The sequence below is a fragment of the Helicobacter brantae genome, assembly GCF_003364205.1.
GTDB lineage: Bacteria > Campylobacterota > Campylobacteria > Campylobacterales > Helicobacteraceae > Helicobacter_G > Helicobacter_G brantae.
In genome coordinates this window covers 21,391-40,016 of the sequence record NZ_NXLV01000016.1, presented here as the reverse complement: position 1 = coordinate 40,016, position 18,626 = coordinate 21,391, and the positions used below count along the sequence as shown (strand labels likewise).

Sequence of the window (18,626 nt, the reverse complement as noted above, 5' to 3'; positions counted from 1 at the left end):
ATGTGGGAGATGTGGGAGATGTGGGAGATGTGGGAGATGTGGGAGATGTGGGAGATGTGGGAGATGTGGGAGATGTGGGAGATGTGGGAGGTGTGGGAGATGTGGGAGGGGGTGGCGTGTTATCGTCAAGCCCTTTATTTTTGGGAAATGTAACGGATTTTAAGCTATAATTCCCCTGCGTTCAAGGGCGGACCTGCGCCCACTTCTTCTATACATTCTTTCTAATCACATCATTATCAATCGTATTGAGTAAGTCATCTAAAAAGACTAGGATTTTATCAGGCATTACTCCAAAGTCGAGTCTCTTTATTATGTGTTTTTGGGAAATGTAACGGGTTTTAAGCTATAATTCCCCTGCGTTCAAGGGCGGACCTGCACCCACTTCTTCTATACATTCTTTCTAATCACATCATTATCAATCGTATTGAGTAAGTCATCTAAAAAGACTAGGATTTTATCAGGCATTACTCCCAAAGTCGAGCCTCTTTCTTTGTGTGTAATGCGTGGGAATATCTCTCCATTGTCTTTGATTGTAACCTTAAGTAAATTTTCCCAATGAAATGCACGATTGCGAATAGTGCGAATGAGATTGAGGGCAGTATTGACTTTCTCTACATTGGAGAGCTTGTTTTTCTTGCCATTGATATAGAAAAAATTTCTATTGCTCCAATGATATTTTTTGAAATCCATACTTCTTAAATCAAGCATATAATGCTCTATTTTATAAAAATTTATCAGTCTGACAATCTCTCCAAACATAAGAGAGGAGAGGATTTGATGAGAGTGTAAATCTAGGATAGAGAGATTGCTTTTTTCTTTGATGATTTCCAAACTCTCTTTGGTTTTGATCCACTCTTCTCCTATCATCTCTTTGAGGCAAAAATCAAGCTTATTGCGTAAATAAATCTCTAGGACAGAAAGTCGCTTGACAATCTTTTGAGCCAAATTGAGATTATCAAAGTGTTTATCCAAATCTCCCTCATAGCTCTCCAATCTCTTAGCAGAGAGGATAGCAACTATATCTGTATCAAACTCTTTGAGCTTTTCACTAGGGATTTTTAGCATTGCCTATTCCTTGTGTTTTTGATGATTTTAGCATAATGTTTTTTGGGTATTTTCCAAGATGATTGAGTGGGTTTTGGCACAAAGGATAAAAACAAAGGGGATAAATAAGATAAAATCAGCACTTTTATTCAAAATCAAATGGATAGGGTAATGCAAAAAAAGATTTTTTATTCTGCTGTGTTTTTGTTTGCTGTGGGGATTGTGATGAGTTACTCACTTTCTACTTATACAATCTTGCATTTTAGTTATCAAGATTATCATTTTTTGTTTCGGCAATTTATCGCTGTGATTGTGGGGGTGTTATTGATGTGGGGGATTTCTCAAATTGATATGGATAAATATTTCAAAAAATTGATGCCTTATTTTTTCTTGGGTTCTTTGATTGTGATTGTGGCACTTTATTGGGCTCCTGAGAGTATGGCTACAAGTGCAGGAGGGGCAAAGAGGTGGCTTAGGCTTGGGGCATTTTCTATCGCACCTTTGGAGTTTTTTAAGATTGGTTTTGTAATGTTTTTGGCTATCAATCTGACAAAAAATTTTCGTCTTGATAAAAAAGTGGAGCTAAAGAGTGAGATTGTGAGTTTGCTCCCATATCTAGGCTTGATTGTGATGTGTTATGGGGCGATTGTGGTGTTTCAAAATGACTTTGGGCAAGTGTTTGTAATGAGCTTGATTCTGTGTATGATGCTTATTTTTGTGGGGGGAAGTCTAAGAATGATGCTTGTTTTACTTGTGGGGATAATGATGTTGGTTCTTTTGGCTGTGGGGTTAAGCTCTAGGAGAATTGAGAGGATTAAGATTTGGATGGTGGGGCTAAGGGATATGCTCCCTAGTGGGATTACGCAATATCTTAGGCTTGATGAGTTACCTGAACCCTATCAGCTCTATCACGCAGGGAATGCAATATGGAATGGTGGATTTTTTGGCAATGGGGTGGGAGATGGGGTTGTCAAGCTTGGGTTTTTGAGTGAGGCTCATACAGATATGGTTTTGGCAGGGTTAGCTGAAGAGTTTGGGGTGGTGGGGATTTTTGTTGTATTGAGTGTTTTTGTGTTTGGAATCTTATTTCCTATTTTAAAGATTGCCAATCGTGTGGAGAATCGCACTTATTCGCTTTATTGTATTGGGATTGCGTTTTTACTCTTTTTCTCTTTCTTTGTCAATGCAATGGGTGTGGCAGGGCTTATCCCTATCAAAGGGATTGCTGTGCCATTTTTGAGCTATGGAGGGAGTGTAACACTTGCGACAAGTATTGCACTAGGGTTTGTTTTGGCTATTTCCAAAAAGATAGCGAGTTGAGGGGTGGGCTTTGCGTGAGAGTAGATAAAGCTCTTGACAAGCCACTTGCTCTCCCATAGAACAAGCTTTGTCATACATTGCTTTGGCTTTGGGGTAGTTTTGAGAATCCCTATAAGCATTGCCTAATCCCAAATAAAACTTATGGCAAGATTTTTCATCTCCTGCTTCGCAACCTTTTTTGAAGAGATTGAAGGCTTGATAAATGTTTTTGGCTACACCTTGTCCATTGTAGTAGAGGATTGCAAGGTTGCGACATCCTCTTAAATCCCCACTTTGACACGCACGATCTAGCCAAGTTGCACCCTCATGCAAGTCTTTGCCACTATTGATATTGATGATTCCTGCCTCATAGCACCCCAAACCTTTTGAGCCTTGACAGGATTTTTCAAGATAATGATAGGCTTCTTGGAGATTCTGCCCTTTCACGCTTCGCCCTTGATAATAAATCATTCCCACCTCAAAGCAAACCTTCTCATCTCCCTTTTCATCGCAAAGATTGGATTTTTGCATCAATTCTTCTTTGCCTATGATTTTGATTTTTTCTCTATGGGTGAAGTGTTCTTGGTTTGTGGGTGTGGGGGTGTTGTGATGGATGGGGGATTGGGGGTTGGGCTGTTGAGGCTGTGGCGTTGGTGTTTGAGGTTGAGGTGCTTGTGGTTGTGGTTGTGCTTGTGGTTGTGGTTGAGGTTGTGGTTGTGGTTGTGGTTGTGGTTGTGGTTGTGGTTGTGGTTGTGGTTGTGGTTGTGGTTGTGGTTGTGGTTGTGGTTGAGGTTGAGGTTGAGGTTGAGGTTGTTGGGGGGCGACTTGATTTTGAGGGATTTGTATCTGATTGAGAGTTTGCTCTAGTTGAGTGGGTGCAGGGCTAGGGGCTTCTTTGTCTGCCTCTTGAGTTTCTTGGTTGCTTTGAGGGGATTGCTCTTCTTGAGTTGTCTGCTCCTCTTGGGGGGCTTGAGTGATTTCTTGAGGGATTTTCTCATCATTTTGGGGAGTGGTATTGGAGGGTTGTGTGCTATTGGGGGTAGAGTCTTTGGTAGTTTCTTGAGTGTCTTGAAGCTCATCTTGCTCTTGTTGGGCAGATTGATTGAGTTCAAGCTCTAGGGCATTGAGGAAATCATCTTCGTGTTTTTGTGGCGTGGTTTTTTGAGATTGTAAATCTTCCAAAGAAAGATCTAGCTCCAATCCATATCCCAAAGTAAAAAATCCTAAAAATACACAACATAACAATCGCATTGTTTCTCCTTGTCAAATTTTCACAATATTTTTCTTCCATTTTTCTTGAGAGAACACTCTCCAAAAAATCCCTGCTCTTATAAAAGTTTCAATACAAATAATGCCAAAAATATACAGATATGAGAGGGAAAAATAAGTGCATAAATACATCGGCAAAATTCTCAATCCCCAAATGCTTAATGCATTGATAAGCAGTGAAGTTTTTGTCGCTCCTGCACCTCTAAGAGCCCCATCAAGCACAAAAATGATAATCAAAGGGATTTGAGAGATGCCCACAGCTACAAGATAGGCAAAAGAATAATCAATCACTTCAAGATCAGTGCTAAAGAGAGTGGAGAGTGGTTTGCCAAAAGCACACATCAAAACCCCTAAAATCCCCATAAAGATTGAGGAGATGAGGAGAATGAGGTAGATGTAGTGTTTTGCGATTTTGAGGTGTTTGATGTTTTGTCCCATTAGAGTCATTGAGGCAATCATAAAGCCAAAACCTGGCATAAAAGCAAATGCCTCAATCCTCCCTCCGATTTGAAACCCTGCTAAAATCTCATCTCCATAGCTAAGCAAAAATTTGGCAATCAATACAAGTGAGAAGAGTGTAAAAGCCCTCTCAATCCCTGTGGGTGTGCCGATTTTGAGGGCAAGTTTGAAGTATTTGGTATTGAGGGTTGTTGTGAATTTGAATTCTTTGTTTGCCATATAAAGGAGAAGGGCGACTTCTAGTGAGATTGAGGCTACATTGGCAATCCCAGCCCCTACCATATCAAGATGAGGAATGAAGAGAAAGCCAAAGATTAGAGCATAGTTTGCCATGATATTAAAAGAGGTGCAAAAGATTTTGATATAGAAAGGAATCTTGGCTTTTGAGATAGCTGAAAATGCTGAAGTCAGCGTGGTTTTGAGAAGCAGGGCAGGGAAGCCATAGACTAGCACTTCAAGGTAAGTTTGAGCTAGATTTAATGCTTCCTCACTCCCTCCCATCCAGTGCAGATAGATTCTATCAATACACATTGCAAAGATTGAGATGGGAAGAGAGGAGAGGAGAGAGAAGAGTGAGAGGGTGGAGAGGGCGATTTGGCGTTGGGGGTAGTCTTTGAAGAGGCGAGAGATGATGGCATTTGTCCCTGTGAAAAAAATCGCTGTGATTGTGTAAAAAAGCATAATGAAATTCATTCCCACTCCAAAGGCGACGATGTGGGAGGTGGAGAGTTTGCCTACAAAGAGAAGAGCTATGGAGATGTTGAGAATATCCAAAAAAGAGTTTAGCCCACTAGGGAGAGCGATTTGAAGAATCTTTTTGCAACGATTGAGGGTTGAGTGTGCAAAAAGCATTATATCCACCTTAGGGCTTTTTTGCAGAGATTGGAGAGGGGCAGGGATTCTATCTCTTGGAGAGTAAAAAATTCTAGCTTCTCTTCAGTAGGGATTGTGGGGCAGAGATAGACAAAGGCTTCAATCTTGTAGCGAGTGTAGTGATGAGAGAATTTGCCCAAAAGTTCAGCTTCCTCACTCACTTCTTCTAGGACAATGGGGTTATAAAGTCCGTGATAGAGCTTTTGAGTGCTTTTGAGCAGAGAGATTTTATCTCCTACTTTTACAAAGCCTAGATAGAGCTTGAGTGGAGTGAGGGAGGACTTTTTGGGTGTGGGATAAAGTGTGGGTTTGTCTTTGCCAAGACAGAAGTCTTGGAGGGGACAAAATAGACAGCTAGGGGATTTGGGGGTGCAGATTGTCGCTCCAATATCTAGCAGGGCTTGATTGTGATCAAAAGGATTTTGGAGATTGAGGAGTTCTTGGGCTTTGGCTTTGAGGAAGTGGGGAGTGGGGGAGGGGGTGGCAAAAAGGCGAGAGAGAATCCTAGCAATATTGCCATCTACAAAGCTCACAGCCTCTCCATATCCAAAACACGCAATCGCTCCTGCAGTATAATCCCCAATCCCACTTAGAGTTTTTAGCTCATTTACACTTCTAGGAAGGATTCCACCAAAATGCTCTAGGCAGGTTTTGGCACTTTTTTGTAAGTTTCTAGCTCTTGAGTAATACCCTAGTCCTTGCCACGCTTTAAGCACTTCTTCTTCTTTGGCATTGGCAAGGGAAGTGAGGGTGGGGAAAAGGGAGAGAAAAGGGAAATAGAATCGCTCCATTACTACACTCACTTGGGTTTGCTGAAGCATAATCTCACTGATATATACCCCATAAGCTCTGTTGATGTGAGTGAGGCTAGGGTGAGGGGTGGAGGATTGGGTAGGGAGATTTCTCCAAGGGAGATCTAATCTCCCAAACTTGTAATACCACTCAAGAAGGCTTTGATGAAAATCATTCATTCTTTTGGGCGACAAAGGAGATGATTTTGGCTTCTTGTCCCTCTCTTCGTGTGATATAAGAGCTTTGATTGTAAAGAATCTTAAAATCAGAAAAAATCTCTTCTAACTCATTGTGGTTGAGAATCTTCTCATCAATGATTTCAGAGGAGTTTGTGCCATCACTTTCTTTGATGAAAGTTTCAAGCAAAAAGATTCCATTGGGTTTGAGGGTGTCAATGATTGAGGGGAAAAGCTCACGATTGAGAAAATAGAAATTTAGCACCACATCATAGCTATCAATGCTAGGGCGAAAGAGATCTAGGTCTTCTTGAAAGGTATTGATATTGGGAAGGTGAGCAAAAAGAGAGAGTGCCACTTCTGAAATATCCACACTATCGCACTCAAAGCCATTTTGGGCTAGAAACTTTGAGTTTCTTCCATTGCCACAGGCAATATCAAGAGCCTTTCTACCATCAAGGTTGAGAAGGGTGGGCAAAAACTCCACAAGCAAAGTGCTAGGGGTGTCAGGCATAGGGTGTTCTAGGTGTTTTTGATTCCATTTGATTGCATCTTCTAGCATTAATCACAATACCTCTTTAAAATATCTCCATAACTCTCAATGCGTCTATCTCGCAAAAATGGCCAAATGCGACGCACTTCTTCACTTCGATTCATATCAAGATTGACATAAATGATCTCCTCATTCTCCACACTTCCCATCGCAAGCTCTTCTCCTTGAGCTCCAAAGACAAAGCTAGAGCCCCAAAACTTAATCCCCTCTAAGACTTTAGAGCTATCAGGCTCAAAGCCTACGCGATTGATAGCGATTGTGGGGAGTCCATTGGCGATTGCGTGTCCTCTTTGCACCCCAATCCACGCCTCTCTCTGACGCATTCTCTCTTCTTCACTATCACTCATAAACCACCCAATGGCTGTGGGATAGATAAGGAGTTCAGCACCTTTGAGTGCCATAATCCTAGCACCTTCAGGATACCACTGATCCCAGCACACCATTACTCCAAGTTTGCCTACACTTGTGGAAATTGGCTCAAAGCCCAAATCCCCAGGGGTGAAGTAAAATTTCTCATAAAAAGCAGGATCATCAGGGATATGCATTTTTCTATACTTCCCTGCAATGCTTCCATCACTCTCAAATACAACAGCTGTGTTGTGATACATTCCTGCACAACGCTTCTCAAAGAGTGAGGTTACAAGCACGACACCTGCTTCTTTGGCGATAGAGGAGAAAAACTTGATATGCTCTTCATAATCATTGGCATACTCAAAAAACTCGGTATTTTCACTTTGGCAAAAATACTCTTTGGTATGCAATTCTTGCAAAAGCACCAATTTTGCTCCATTTTTGGAGGCTTCCAAAATCGCTTCTTTGGTTTTCTCTAAAGTTTGCTCTTGATGATAGGCTTGTTGGATTAGAGCGATGGGCAGAATCTTACTCATCGTCGTATTCACCATCAGGGCTTTGATAGTCATCTTCATCATAGCCTTGATAATATCCATCTCCTAGATCATCATCATCTTCCTCATCAATATATTCATCTTCAAAATCTAGCTCATCATCTTCATAAGAAAACATTAGTTTTTCACGCATTTTTATTCCTTTCTTTTATATCTCGTAAAATTTCACTTGCAATCTGAAGTCCAAAGCTCCCTGTAACCACATTGCAACTCCCTAGAGCCTTGCAGTTTGGAACTTCATCTGAAAATATTACTTTAAAATTCCCTCTAAAGCGTTGCTTTTTGAGATTCTCTCTGAATTTTCTTGCAAATTTATCTCCATAGCTTTTCCAAATGCTAGAAACTTTGATAAGCAAGGGATTGAGTTTTTTGGCACTTCCTGTGGAGCTAATATAGCTTCCCATTCTCCTGCCATAAGCCTTTTGGGCTAGAAGAATCTTGGCGTTAATATCATCGATTGCATCTACAATATAATCAAACTCATCAAAATCTAGCGTTTGCAAAAACTCTTCACTCACACTTGCGTGAATGGGGGTGATCCCTTGATAGAGTTTGGCAAGTGCCATTACTTTGACTTCCCCTAGTGCTTCAGAGCCAATTTGTCGGTTTTGATTGGTGATATCAAAGCAGTCTTTATCTACGATTGTAATATTTGTAATCCCACTGCGATAGAGGGCATCAAGGGCATATCCTCCCACACCTCCTACGCCAAAGATTAGCACTTTTGTTTGTGAGATTGCCTCAAAGCAATCGTGGAAAATAATCCTAGAGCGAGTGTAGCGATCAGTCATTGTTTATCCAATCTTGCAAGGGTTGTAAGTCTTGCATACTTGTAAGATCTAGCGTGATAGGAGTGAGGGAAACATAGCCTTCAGAAATAGCTTGAAAGTCAGAAATAAGTGTGGCATTTGCTCTCTCTCTCCATTTGAGTGGGTGAAGCCCTAGCCAAAAATACTCTTCTCCTCTAGGATTTTTGCTCTTTTGGGCAGAGTTTTCATAGATGCGATACCCTGCTTGAGTCACTTTATATCCTTTGAAAGTGGAGGAAGTGAGATTGGGGATATTGATATTGAGGAGTTTTCTATCTTGCAAGGGAAAAGTAGAGGAGAAAATCTGCTTGACAATGTGAGTGATACACTCTTTTGCCAAAGAAAAATCGTGATGAGATTTCTCCCAATTTTTTAGCACTTGAGAGATTGCAATTGAGGGGATTCCATAGATTGCTCCCTCCATTGCCCCTGCCACGGTGCCTGAGTAGGTAATGTCTTCTCCCATATTTGAGCCTAGATTGATGCCTGAGATGACTAAATCAGGTTTTTTTGTCTTAAAAAATTCGTGAAGTCCCAAATAAATGCAATCACTTGGAGTGCCATTATCAAGCTTGTAGAAGTTTTTTTCTATCTCAATCATTTTAAGAGGTTTAGAGAGTGTGAGTCCGTGCCCACACGCTGATTTTTCACTTGAGGGAGCGACAATAAATACATCAGCAATCTCACAAAGTGCCTCTTTGAGTGCTAGGAGTCCTTGGGAGTGAAACCCATCATCATTGGTTAAAAGTATTGTTTTCAATTTCTGCCTTTTGTATTGGGATAAATGGGCGTTTTAGATAAAGCCAAGTATGCTCTAAACGCTTAATACAACTTTCATAAAATGGTGTCTTATAGCCTTTGATAATAAATCTTTCTTTGGGGAGTGGAGCTTGAAAATCTTTGAGAATTTGACTACCAATAGCATTGATAAAATTATAATCTTGAAAGCATTTTTGTCTAGCTTCTAAAATATAATCAAGATTTTTTTCCCATAATTTTTCTTGGAGAGCATTGTAGATAATTTGTTTTGCTTTATTGGGTTGTTTGATGTCAATCCAAATTAAAGATTTTTCAGGAAAGAAATCAAAAATATTTTCTGCTCCATAATAGATTGGCATACATCCTGCAATAAAGCAATCTGTGATTTTTTCACTGAAGTAATAAGGAGTAGAACTATTTTCTATCGCAATAGAGTATTTGAAGTCTTGTAAGGCCTCAAGCTTTGTGGGAATAGTATTGTGGGCTTTTTCTCCTCCAAAGTATTGGATGGGTAGTGAGGTTTTTTGTAAAAAACGCACAAACTTTGCTCTTTGTAAATGTCCAGCAAAAGCTTTCTTGTCAAGATTTGCAACACAAGAAATCTCTTTGCTCTTTTGAGTAATTTGCAGATTGAGAAGATCTTGATATGAGAGTTTTCTTTCTCCTCCTTCAATAAGCCAATAAATAAATGGGGGAGATGGAATAAATTTGTCTTGATGATTGAGAAGTTCTTTGACAAAAGCTAAAACTTTTGAACAGGAGATATATGTGCTAGGTTTTTTTGCAAATTCGTTTTTAAAAGGTTTGCAGTATTCTTGATTTGCTGGGATAAAAGGCTCTTGTTGGAGTCCCCATACATTATTTTTAGGACAATATACGCTAGTATCATGATTGACTTTGTTGATAAGCAACACATAATCGCTTTCTATATCTTGTGTTGTAAAAAAAACTTGAGTATCTTCTGTATGATAGGAGCAATCTCCAAGAATTGATTGTTGTTTTAGCCAAGTTTGTATAGTGGAGTTTTGATAATCACTGATAATTCTTACTATGATTGTTTGCATTGAAAACCTTTAGTCTCTTTTTGTCATCTAAAGATTTAAAAAGAAGTAGATGGTGCGGAAGAGAGGACTTGAACCTCCACGCCTTGCGGCGCCAGATCCTAAGTCTGGTGCGTCTGCCAATTTCGCCACTCCCGCACAGGATCTGAAATAAAAGCGTGATTATAAACTATTTTTGCTTATATTGAACTTAAAATTGCTAATTTTTTGAGATTTTTGCAATTTTTTGACAAAAAAGTAGAAAAAGATAAGTGAATATACTAAAATACAATCATATTAAACATTACTATAAATAAACCTTGAGAGTATAAAGGTTTGCAAGGAGTTTCAATGCAAGTGCAACGCAAAAAAATCTACAACCCCAATTCTACAGAAGGCGTCAATGATCGAAAGATTTTTGGTGGAGATCCTACAAGTATGTTTGATCTCAATAAGATTAAATACCAATGGGCTTATAACCTTTGGAAAGTAATGCTTGCTAATACTTGGTTTCCTGAAGAGGTCAATATGAATGCAGATAAAAGGGATTACAATGGTGGGCTAACAGCACAAGAAAAGCTAGGCTATGATAGAGCTTTGGCTCAACTTATCTTTATGGATAGTTTGCAAACCAACAATCTTATTGATAATGTCAATCCTTATATGACAAGTCCTGAGATTAACCTCATTTTGGTGCGTCAAGCCTATGAAGAGGCTTTGCATTCTCAAAGCTATGCAGTAATGGTGGAATCAATCTCTGCAAATACTGAAGAGATTTATGATATGTGGAGAGTGGATATGCAACTTAGAAGCAAGAATGATCATATCGCAAATGTTTATATGGAACTTGCTCAAAACCCCACAGAGAGAAACCTTATCAAAGCAATGTTTGCCAACCAAATTTTGGAGGGGATTTATTTTTATAGTGGGTTTTCTTATTTCTACACTCTTGCACGATCGGGCAAAATGCTTGGAAGTGCTCAAATGATTAGATTTATTCAAAGAGATGAGGTAACTCACCTTTTGCTTTTCCAAAATATGATTAACTCAGCCAAAAAAGAACGCCCTGATTTATTTACAAAAGATTTAGAAGAAGAAGTGATAGAAATGTTTAAAAAAGCAGTAGAGGTAGAGAGTGCTTGGGGAGAGTATATCACTCAAGGACAGATTTTGGGGCTTACAACAGAGATTATCAAAGAATATATCCAATTCCTTGCTGATGATCGCCTCACTCATGTGGGTATGCCAAAGATTTATGGCTCAAAAAATCCAATCAAATGGGTAGATCAATTCTCAAGCTTCAATGATCAAAAAACAAACTTTTTTGAAGCAAAAGTTACAAACTATGCCAAAGGGAGCATAAATTTTGATGACTTCTAAGAAAGTATATGCTCTTCAATTCAAGCGTAAAGAGGATTTTGCCTCAAATCTTAGCAATGTGGTGGGCTTCATTGAGCGATGTGTAAGACACTCTATTGTCTGCACGGCAGATTTGATCCTTACAGGCTTTGCTTTTGATCGTTTGAGTGAGGCAAGTGAGTTTTCCAAAAAAGCTTTGGAGCAATACCTTGAAGTGAGTGGTGAGAAGACTTTGATTACCTCTGTGATTGAAGAGGTAAATGGGGATTTTTACAATAATATCAAAGTCATCAAAAATCGCTCTATCATCTACTCCCAATCCAAAACCCAGCTTTTCCCTCTCAATGAAGAGGAGCGTTATATGCGTTCAGGGTGTAAGGAAGATATAGGGTTTTTTGAGATTGATGGGATTAAGTGTGCTGTGATGAACTGCTTTGAGTTGCGATTTGTAGATTTGTGGCAGAGAGTGAGAGGGGCAGAAGTGGTGTTTATCCTAGCTCAATGGGACAAAGAGAGGAAACATCATTTTGAAGTGCTTTCTCAAGCTTTGGCAATCACTAATCAATGCTTTGTTGTTGCGAGTGATTGTGCTAATATGGGAATGTCAAAGGCAAGTTCTATCATCAATCCTTTTGGAAAGGTTTGTAAAGATGGCAAAAGAGGGGTAGTGTGTATGGATATCAAACTTGAAGAAGTCAAAGAGATGAGGAATTTCTTGAGGGTGGGACTTGAGAATGAGTGTTGATTTTTCCTCACTCTCTTCTCTGCTTCACTTGGAAGGAAGGGAATATCTGTATATAGGGGTTTTCTATGCCCTCTCTTGTGTGATTTCTAGCTTTTTAATCACTTTGTATGTCCTCAAAGATAAGCAACTAGTTTCTTTCATCAAAAGAAGTTTATTTTCTTTGCAATCTTTATCTTCTTTTTTGTTTGGATTATTTGCATTTTTGTTTTGCGTATGGCTGTATGGTTATGGAGAGTATGCGTGGTTTATGGCTATTGTTTTACTCTGTTTGTTTGCTCTATCTTATATTGATAGTATTTTATTGGCTATTCCTGATTGGCTCAATTTTGCCTTGCTCTTTTTTATCTTTGCAGGATTGTATTATTTTGGGTTTTTGGATTTGGAGCGTTTTGTTTCTGCTTTTGGGATTTGTGGAGCATTTGCCCTGCTTAGAATCTTTGGGAGCTTTATTTTCAAAAAAGAGATAATGGGTGAGGCAGATTTGGTGGTATTGGCTTCTATGGGAGCTTTGGTGGGCTTGGTTGCGAGTTTATATCTTGTGCTGATTGCTTCATCTTTGGCAATAGGATATATTGTGCTAGTGGGAATCTCTCATCTCAAAGGCAAACAAATCTCCCTCTCTACGATTAAAATCCCTTTTGTGTTGTTTCTCTCTTTGGGATTTGTCATCACGCTTTTTTATTTACGCTATCCATTATGGGGAGAGATGAGTGTATAAACGCTATTTTTTGAGTGCCTTTGGGCAGTTTTTTTTCTCATTATTCACTGTTTTGTTTTTCGTCTCTTCAGTCATTTTGCTCATTACCATTGCAGGATCAAGCCACGTGGTGAAGCTCAATTTTACAGATTTGATGTTGCTTTTTTTGTATTCTTTGCCCAATACGGTGTTTTTCATCATTCCAATCACTTTTTTTACCTCTTGCGTTTTGGCAATTTCAAGACTTTCATATGACTATGAAATGCTTGTATTTTTCTCTCTTGGAGTGAAACCTAGTGAGCTTGTAAAGACTTTTTTGCCTCTGACTTTGATTGTAACACTTACTTCTTTGGTTTTCTCTTTGGGGGCTGTGCCAATTTCTAAGAGAGCATTTGAGAATTTTATCGAGCAAAAAAAGGTAGATGTGGATATCAATATCAAAGCAGGGGAGTTTGGGCAAAAGATTGGGGATTGGCTAGTGTATGTGGAGAGTGCCAAGGATAGAATCTATCAAAACCTAGTGCTTTTCTCCTCCAAAGGATTGGGGTTTGAAAACTTCATTAGTGCTGATAGGGGAAATGTAAGCAATAATAGAGGAGTGTTTAGCCTATCGTTGCAAAATGGAGAGTCTTATATGGCTCAAGAGAGTGAGTTTAGAAAAGTTGTGTTTGAGGAGATGAATATCAGAACTCAAGTGGGAGAAGCACCACTGAGTGGATATGATTTGATTGAGTATTGGAAAAGTGCATTTGATGGAGAGAGTGGGAGCAAACAAAGGCGATTTACCAAAGCTGTGCTTGTTTCAATCTTTCCACTTTTAAGCATTTTTCTAATCCCTCTTATTGGGATTGCTAATCCTCGTTATCACAAAAACCTCTCTTCATTTTATGTGTTGATTTCTATTGTGCTTTTTTATGTCAGTGTGCATATCTTTGTCGATCACAACGCATTTTTGGCTTTGGCTGTGATCCCACCTGTGTGGTTTATCGGCACTTATTTGCTCTATCGCTACAAAATTAAACCTCTTTATTAGGAGAGAATTGTTTTATAATTTGATTGCTCAAACAATTCGTGTTTTCCCAATATGCTAGTCTGTTAAAGAAAAGAATGTTGGAGGGAGTAGAGGGCTTTGTGTGTTCGGTATTTCTGCTTGAGCTCCTAGAGTGAGGATCTGCCGCCTAATAAGCCCCTCTTTCTCCTATAAATTGTGTAGTGTTTAGGCTACGCATTTAGGGATAGCGATTGTTTGGGTGCAATCCAAAAATATGAGGACAAAATGCAAAGACATATTTTAATCATAGGTAGTGGTGGTAGGGAGTATGCCTTGGGCTTGGCACTTAAGGGAGAAAATATCTCTTTGTATTTTTATGAGGGGAATGGAGCGACACAAGAGCTAGGAGAGAATCTAGTTGCAAAAGACTTCAATGAGCTCTATGAAGAGATTGCAAGGCGTGGGATTGATTTGGTGGTAGTGGGACCTGAAGCTCCATTATCTGAGGGGATTGTGGATTTTTTGCAAAGCAGGGGAGTGAAAGTCTTTGGACCAAGTCAGAGGGCTTCGCGTTTGGAATCCTCAAAGGCATATATGAAAGATTTTGCCTTGCGTTATCAAATCCCCACAGCAAAATATATGCAAAGCACAGATAAACAAAAACTCAAAGATTTTGCAAAAACACTTCAAGCTCCTATTGTCATCAAGGCTGATGGATTGTGTGCAGGTAAGGGAGTGATTATCGCCTCAAGTCAGCAAGAGGCTTTAGAGACAATTGATGAGATGGGAAAGTTTGGAAGTGCAGGGGAGCGTATCGTGGTTGAAGAGTTTTTAGATGGTTATGAGCTTTCCCTCTTTGCACTCTGTGATGGCAAAAACTTTGTTTTGCTTCCACCTGCTCAAGATCACAAACGCCTCAAAGACAATGATTTGGGACCAAATACGGGAGGAATGGGGGCATATAGCCCTACACCACTTTGCAACAAAGAATTGCTAGAAAAGATTGCCTCTAGGATTATTGCTCCTGCACTCAAAGGCTGTGAGAGTGAGAATCACCCATTTTGTGGGGTGCTTTTTGCAGGGATTATGGTAGTTGGAGGTGAGCCAATTTTGCTAGAGTTTAATGTGCGTTTTGGAGATCCTGAATGTGAAGTCTTGCTTCCCACACTCAAAACCCCATTGTTGCAAATCCTAGATTGCTGTGTGGGAGGGGATTTGCAAAATCTCAAATATGAAGTGAGTGATGAATTTGCTTTGGGCGTGGTATTGGCAAGTGAGAATTATCCCTACTCTTCTAGCACACCAGAGCTTATCACACTTAAAGACTTTGATTCAAATCTTGGACATATCGCATTTGGGGGAGTAGAGAAAAAAGAGGGGAGACTTTATGCCACAGGGGGGAGAGTGTGCGTGTGTGTGGGGAGAGGAAAGAGTTTGCTTGAAGCAAAAGAGAATGCTTATAAAATCTGTGATTGTGTAGAATTTAAGGGAAAACAATATCGCAAAGATATAGGATTTAGGGCATTATGAATATAGAAGATAAGATTTATAGAGAGCATATTGAGATTGCTAAAATCTCTCATCGTTTTTTTGCCTTTTTGATTGATAATTTTTTGGTTACATTAGCATTTTATTTGATATTTTGGGAAGAGATGTCTTCTTTGCCTGATAGCTATGTTGCTATGGTGGAATTTTTGAAGGGCAAGATTTTGTATCTTGTGGGATTGGAGTTTGTCTATGAGGTTGTGTTTTTGAGCCTTTATGGTGCGACTTTGGGAAAAATGCTTTTTAAAATCAAAGTGATTTCTTTAGATATGCTTGATCGCCCAAATTTGCTTTATGCACTTATTCGCACAATGTGTAAGATTTTGGGGAAAGTGTTTTTTTATATGCCTTTTTTTCTTGTTTTTTTCTCTCCGATTGCACAGGCATTACACGATATTTTGGGGAAAACGATTGTGATTAAAAATGCCTAAGAAAATACTCCTCTCTCTCTGTCTTGCTCTCTCTTTGCATGCTAGTAGTGTGCTTAATCCTGATACAAACTCAAATCTTGGAGAAGTGAGTGCAGATGAGCTAAAGAGTGAGGGGGATAAAATCTTTGGCAAGGGAAATGTGATTTTGGTGAGTGGAGAGTATTATGTCTCTGCACAAGATTTAGTCTATGACAAAAAAAGCAAGATAGCAGAAGTGGAGGGGGAGGTTAGGATCTATTATGGCAAAGATTTAATGCTAAGTGCTAAGAAAGTCAAGCTTGATTTTGGAAAAGATTCTTTTTCTCTCTCTTCTGTGTATTTTCAAAGTGTGAAAAGTGGGCTTTGGATTACAGCATCAGAGGCTCGTAGTGAAAATAATGTCTATTATTTCAAGGAAAGTGTAGTTTCAGGGTGCAATATCCAATCTCCTATTTGGCACTTTGATTCAAGCTCGGGGAGTTTGGATCAAGAAAATGACTATCTCACACTTTGGAATACACGCATTTATCTAGGTAAAATGCCAATTTTGTATGTCCCCTATTTGAGTGTTAGCACTGCTCAAAAAAGAAAAAGTGGTCTGCTCTATCCAAGATTGGCTTATCTCAATCAAGATGGACTCTACTATCAACAACCTATTTATATTGCTCCCTATGATAGCTGGGATATGACACTTTCTCCACAAATCCGAACTTCAAGAGGGATAGGAATCTCAGGAGAGTTTCGCCTTGCCACCCCTTCAGATAATCTATTCACTTTTCAAACTCGCTATTTTTATAACACCAAGAAATATATGCAAACCTATTCTGCCCTCAATCAACACATTTATGGATTTAATCTTGATTTTGAAACTAAAGATGGCACAGGGATTTTTAGCTCTTTTGAGAATATTCACGATGGTTTTTATTCAAGTTTGAATTATATGAATGATATGGAGTATCTCAAGCTTGATGACTCAGATGTCAAAGTTAGCAATCGTCTCAGTGTTTCAAAGCTTAATTACTTTTTGCACTCCCAAGAGCATTTTTTTGGAATCTATGATAAATTATTCTTAGATGTTACCAAGACAAACAACTCCAATACCTTTCAGCTCCTCCCTGGTGTGCAATACCATAAGTTTTTTGATTCACTCTTTTGGAAAGAGCTGATGTATTCTATTGATGTTCAGACCAATAATGTAACAAGAGAGAGAGGGTATGCTTATGTAGAAAACACCATTGAGCTTCCCATAGGAGTAGAGTTTCCACTTTTCAACAACTACCTCTCAATCGGAGTTTCAACGGATTTAAAATTTTCAAATATCAATCTCTATCATACAGAAGAAATCCAAGTCTATAACCCCAATGACAAAAGCACCACAGCCAACTTCTTCACAGCCAATTATAATGCCTCCCTCTCAACAGACTTGGCAAGAGATTATGGAAGCTTTATGCACTCCATTCAGCTTATGGCAAAGGCTTCAGGGCCCTATTATCGCTACAACACGCCACTTTTTAATGATGAGGTTTATGAGTGGTATGCAAAAACTTATGCTGATATTGATACCACCACAAATGAGGGAAAAAGACAGGTTTATAATCTTTGGAATCCAAGCTCAATTGTGGATTTTGACACCAATAAACACCGCTTAGAATTGCAATTCTCTCAATACTTTTATAGTCCTGATGGACATACGCTGTTTTATTATAATGCTTCTCAAAAGCTCAATCTCCAATCCAAGAAATACTTATTTTCAGAGAGTATGGTTAATGAGTTTGGAAGCTCTCCTATTGATGGGCTTGATATCAAAACCTCACTATATTATTCGTTTTTGTATAATGATATTGAAGAGGTATCAGCGACTATTGATTTGGAAAAATGGCATCTTGACACTTCCATAGGGTATTACTACAAAAAACTTTTTGCTTCAGAAAATGCTTCCATTGATGCAAACTTCCTTAACTTTTCTTTAAGCAATGATTTTGGATATTTTGCCATTGGAGGAGATGTCAATTTTGACTTTTTGGCAATGCAGGTTAAGGATTGGAGTGTGAGTATCTCAACAGATGTGCAATGCTTTGGGATTACGCTAAAATTCGCACAAGAGTATGGTTCTATTTTGACAGACAATCCTAATCGTCCCATTGAAACTTATACCAATAACTACATCAAACTTGAGTTTCGCCTTGCTCCTTTGGGAGAGACAGGGGTTTCTTATCGATTCAGAAAATAGGAGAAGCAATGGATAGACAAAAAGATTTTTTCTTAGATCGTGAAGATGCCCTCAATCATTTGATTGAGAAGCTTGAGGGGGTGAATTTTTACAATACGATGGTTTTGAGTATCTCAACAGATGCAATGAGTTTGGCTCAAGGTGTAGCCAATCACTTTGAGTTGCCCTTAGAGCATTTATTTATCCAATCCATTTATGCTCCTGAAAACCCTGATTGCACGATAGGGATTGTGAGTGAATTGATGGATGTGGTGTTTGATGATGAGCTTTTAAGAGCCTTTGATATTTCTGTGGATTATGTCTATGCCAAAGCTCAAGAGAGCTATGAGAAAAAAATCCTCCCCTTAGCTAGAAAAATGCGTTTGGGTGAGCCAATCACTCCATTTGCAGGGAAAAATATCCTCATCGTTGATGAGGGGGTAGAGACAGGGTTTAGCATAGAGGTGGCTATAAAAACTTGTATCAATCACGGATGCAAAAGTGCTTCTATCGCCACCCCTGTGCTTTCAAGTGATGTGGAGAGCTATCTGCTTAGATTTTGTGATTGTATTTATAGTGTGATTCGCCCAGAGTATTTTGTCTCAACCAATTACTACTATAAAGAACTTCAAACTCAAAGAACAGATTTTTTACGCAGAGAAAATTTCTTGGTGTAAAATCTAAAAATTTAA

At 39.1% G+C, this 18,626-nt stretch carries 19 protein-coding genes and 1 tRNA gene; 9 read left to right on the top strand and 11 right to left on the bottom strand.

The genetic code is table 11. The annotated features are described in order from the left end of the window. Positions 1-387: 387 nt before the first annotated feature. The gene (locus tag CQA58_RS07270) at positions 388-1,065 is read right to left on the bottom strand and encodes a hypothetical protein (protein ID WP_115570049.1); all 678 of its coding nucleotides are present in this window, start codon (positions 1,063-1,065) and stop codon (positions 388-390) included. Between the two features lie 150 nt (positions 1,066-1,215). Here CQA58_RS07270 and CQA58_RS07265 point away from each other — a divergent pair, with 150 nt between their 5' ends. Continuing rightward, positions 1,216-2,364, top strand: coding sequence for an FtsW/RodA/SpoVE family cell cycle protein (locus tag CQA58_RS07265; protein ID WP_115570048.1), 1,149 nt, complete (start codon positions 1,216-1,218; stop codon positions 2,362-2,364). Here the strand turns inward: CQA58_RS07265 and CQA58_RS08360 are convergent. The 10 genes from CQA58_RS08360 to CQA58_RS07220 form a co-directional block, all read right to left on the bottom strand. Next, entirely contained in the window at positions 2,323-3,594 is a 1,272-nt protein-coding gene (locus tag CQA58_RS08360; RefSeq protein ID WP_115570047.1) for a tetratricopeptide repeat protein, read from the bottom strand. The two genes, CQA58_RS07265 and CQA58_RS08360, sit on opposite strands and share 42 nt — an antisense overlap. 12 nt (positions 3,595-3,606) lie before the next feature. After that, positions 3,607-4,923 (bottom strand): MATE family efflux transporter, encoded by a 1,317-nt coding sequence (locus CQA58_RS07255; protein WP_115570046.1) that lies wholly within the window; start codon positions 4,921-4,923, stop codon positions 3,607-3,609. Beyond that, positions 4,923-5,930: an A/G-specific adenine glycosylase gene (gene mutY, locus CQA58_RS07250; protein WP_425454675.1), complete on the bottom strand. Its 1,008-nt coding sequence runs from the start codon at positions 5,928-5,930 to the stop codon at positions 4,923-4,925. Before mutY ends, CQA58_RS07255 begins: the two co-directional genes overlap by 1 nt. Continuing rightward, a complete protein-coding gene (locus tag CQA58_RS07245) occupies positions 5,908-6,474 on the bottom strand; it encodes a class I SAM-dependent methyltransferase (protein WP_115570044.1) in 567 nt (188 codons plus the stop codon). The genes mutY and CQA58_RS07245 overlap by 23 nt, the downstream gene beginning before the upstream one ends. Further along, on the bottom strand, positions 6,474-7,340 hold the full coding sequence (locus CQA58_RS07240; RefSeq protein ID WP_115570053.1) for a carbon-nitrogen hydrolase: 867 nt from the start codon (positions 7,338-7,340) through the stop codon (positions 6,474-6,476). The genes CQA58_RS07245 and CQA58_RS07240 overlap by 1 nt, the downstream gene beginning before the upstream one ends. 4 nt (positions 7,341-7,344) lie before the next feature. Further along, positions 7,345-7,503: a hypothetical protein gene (locus CQA58_RS08275; protein ID WP_170126765.1), complete on the bottom strand. Its 159-nt coding sequence runs from the start codon at positions 7,501-7,503 to the stop codon at positions 7,345-7,347. Continuing rightward, positions 7,496-8,161: a tRNA threonylcarbamoyladenosine dehydratase gene (locus CQA58_RS07235; protein WP_115570043.1), complete on the bottom strand. Its 666-nt coding sequence runs from the start codon at positions 8,159-8,161 to the stop codon at positions 7,496-7,498. The genes CQA58_RS08275 and CQA58_RS07235 overlap by 8 nt, the downstream gene beginning before the upstream one ends. Beyond that, positions 8,154-8,939, bottom strand: a complete 786-nt coding sequence (gene surE / locus CQA58_RS07230; protein WP_115570042.1) for a 5'/3'-nucleotidase SurE — start codon at positions 8,937-8,939, stop codon at positions 8,154-8,156. The genes CQA58_RS07235 and surE overlap by 8 nt, the downstream gene beginning before the upstream one ends. Then, complete coding sequence (locus tag CQA58_RS07225; RefSeq protein ID WP_115570041.1) at positions 8,914-10,002, bottom strand: glycosyltransferase family 10 domain-containing protein; 1,089 nt, start codon at positions 10,000-10,002, stop codon at positions 8,914-8,916. The genes surE and CQA58_RS07225 overlap by 26 nt, the downstream gene beginning before the upstream one ends. 50 nt (positions 10,003-10,052) lie before the next feature. Continuing rightward, positions 10,053-10,137, bottom strand: a tRNA-Leu gene (locus tag CQA58_RS07220). 192 nt (positions 10,138-10,329) lie between these two features. Here CQA58_RS07220 and CQA58_RS07215 point away from each other — a divergent pair. The 8 genes from CQA58_RS07215 to CQA58_RS07180 all read left to right on the top strand — a co-directional run bounded on the left by CQA58_RS07215 (position 10,330) and on the right by CQA58_RS07180 (position 18,611). Next, positions 10,330-11,358 (top strand): ribonucleotide-diphosphate reductase subunit beta, encoded by a 1,029-nt coding sequence (locus tag CQA58_RS07215; protein WP_115570040.1) that lies wholly within the window; start codon positions 10,330-10,332, stop codon positions 11,356-11,358. Continuing rightward, positions 11,348-12,082: a nitrilase-related carbon-nitrogen hydrolase gene (locus CQA58_RS07210; RefSeq protein ID WP_115570039.1), complete on the top strand. Its 735-nt coding sequence runs from the start codon at positions 11,348-11,350 to the stop codon at positions 12,080-12,082. The genes CQA58_RS07215 and CQA58_RS07210 overlap by 11 nt, the downstream gene beginning before the upstream one ends. After that, a complete protein-coding gene (locus CQA58_RS07205) occupies positions 12,072-12,800 on the top strand; it encodes a prepilin peptidase (RefSeq protein WP_115570038.1) in 729 nt (242 codons plus the stop codon). The genes CQA58_RS07210 and CQA58_RS07205 overlap by 11 nt, the downstream gene beginning before the upstream one ends. Beyond that, the gene (locus CQA58_RS07200) at positions 12,793-13,812 is read left to right on the top strand and encodes an LptF/LptG family permease (RefSeq protein WP_115570037.1); all 1,020 of its coding nucleotides are present in this window, start codon (positions 12,793-12,795) and stop codon (positions 13,810-13,812) included. Before CQA58_RS07205 ends, CQA58_RS07200 begins: the two co-directional genes overlap by 8 nt. A gap of 243 nt (positions 13,813-14,055) precedes the next feature. Continuing rightward, positions 14,056-15,300, top strand: a complete 1,245-nt coding sequence (gene purD, locus CQA58_RS07195; RefSeq protein WP_115570052.1) for a phosphoribosylamine--glycine ligase — start codon at positions 14,056-14,058, stop codon at positions 15,298-15,300. Beyond that, the gene (locus CQA58_RS07190) at positions 15,297-15,746 is read left to right on the top strand and encodes an RDD family protein (RefSeq protein ID WP_115570036.1); all 450 of its coding nucleotides are present in this window, start codon (positions 15,297-15,299) and stop codon (positions 15,744-15,746) included. Before purD ends, CQA58_RS07190 begins: the two co-directional genes overlap by 4 nt. Next, a complete protein-coding gene (locus CQA58_RS07185; protein ID WP_115570035.1) occupies positions 15,739-17,955 on the top strand; it encodes an LPS-assembly protein LptD in 2,217 nt (738 codons plus the stop codon). The genes CQA58_RS07190 and CQA58_RS07185 overlap by 8 nt, the downstream gene beginning before the upstream one ends. Positions 17,956-17,963: 8 nt before the next feature. Continuing rightward, on the top strand, positions 17,964-18,611 hold the full coding sequence (locus tag CQA58_RS07180) for a phosphoribosyltransferase family protein (protein WP_115570034.1): 648 nt from the start codon (positions 17,964-17,966) through the stop codon (positions 18,609-18,611). Positions 18,612-18,626: the final 15 nt, after the last annotated feature.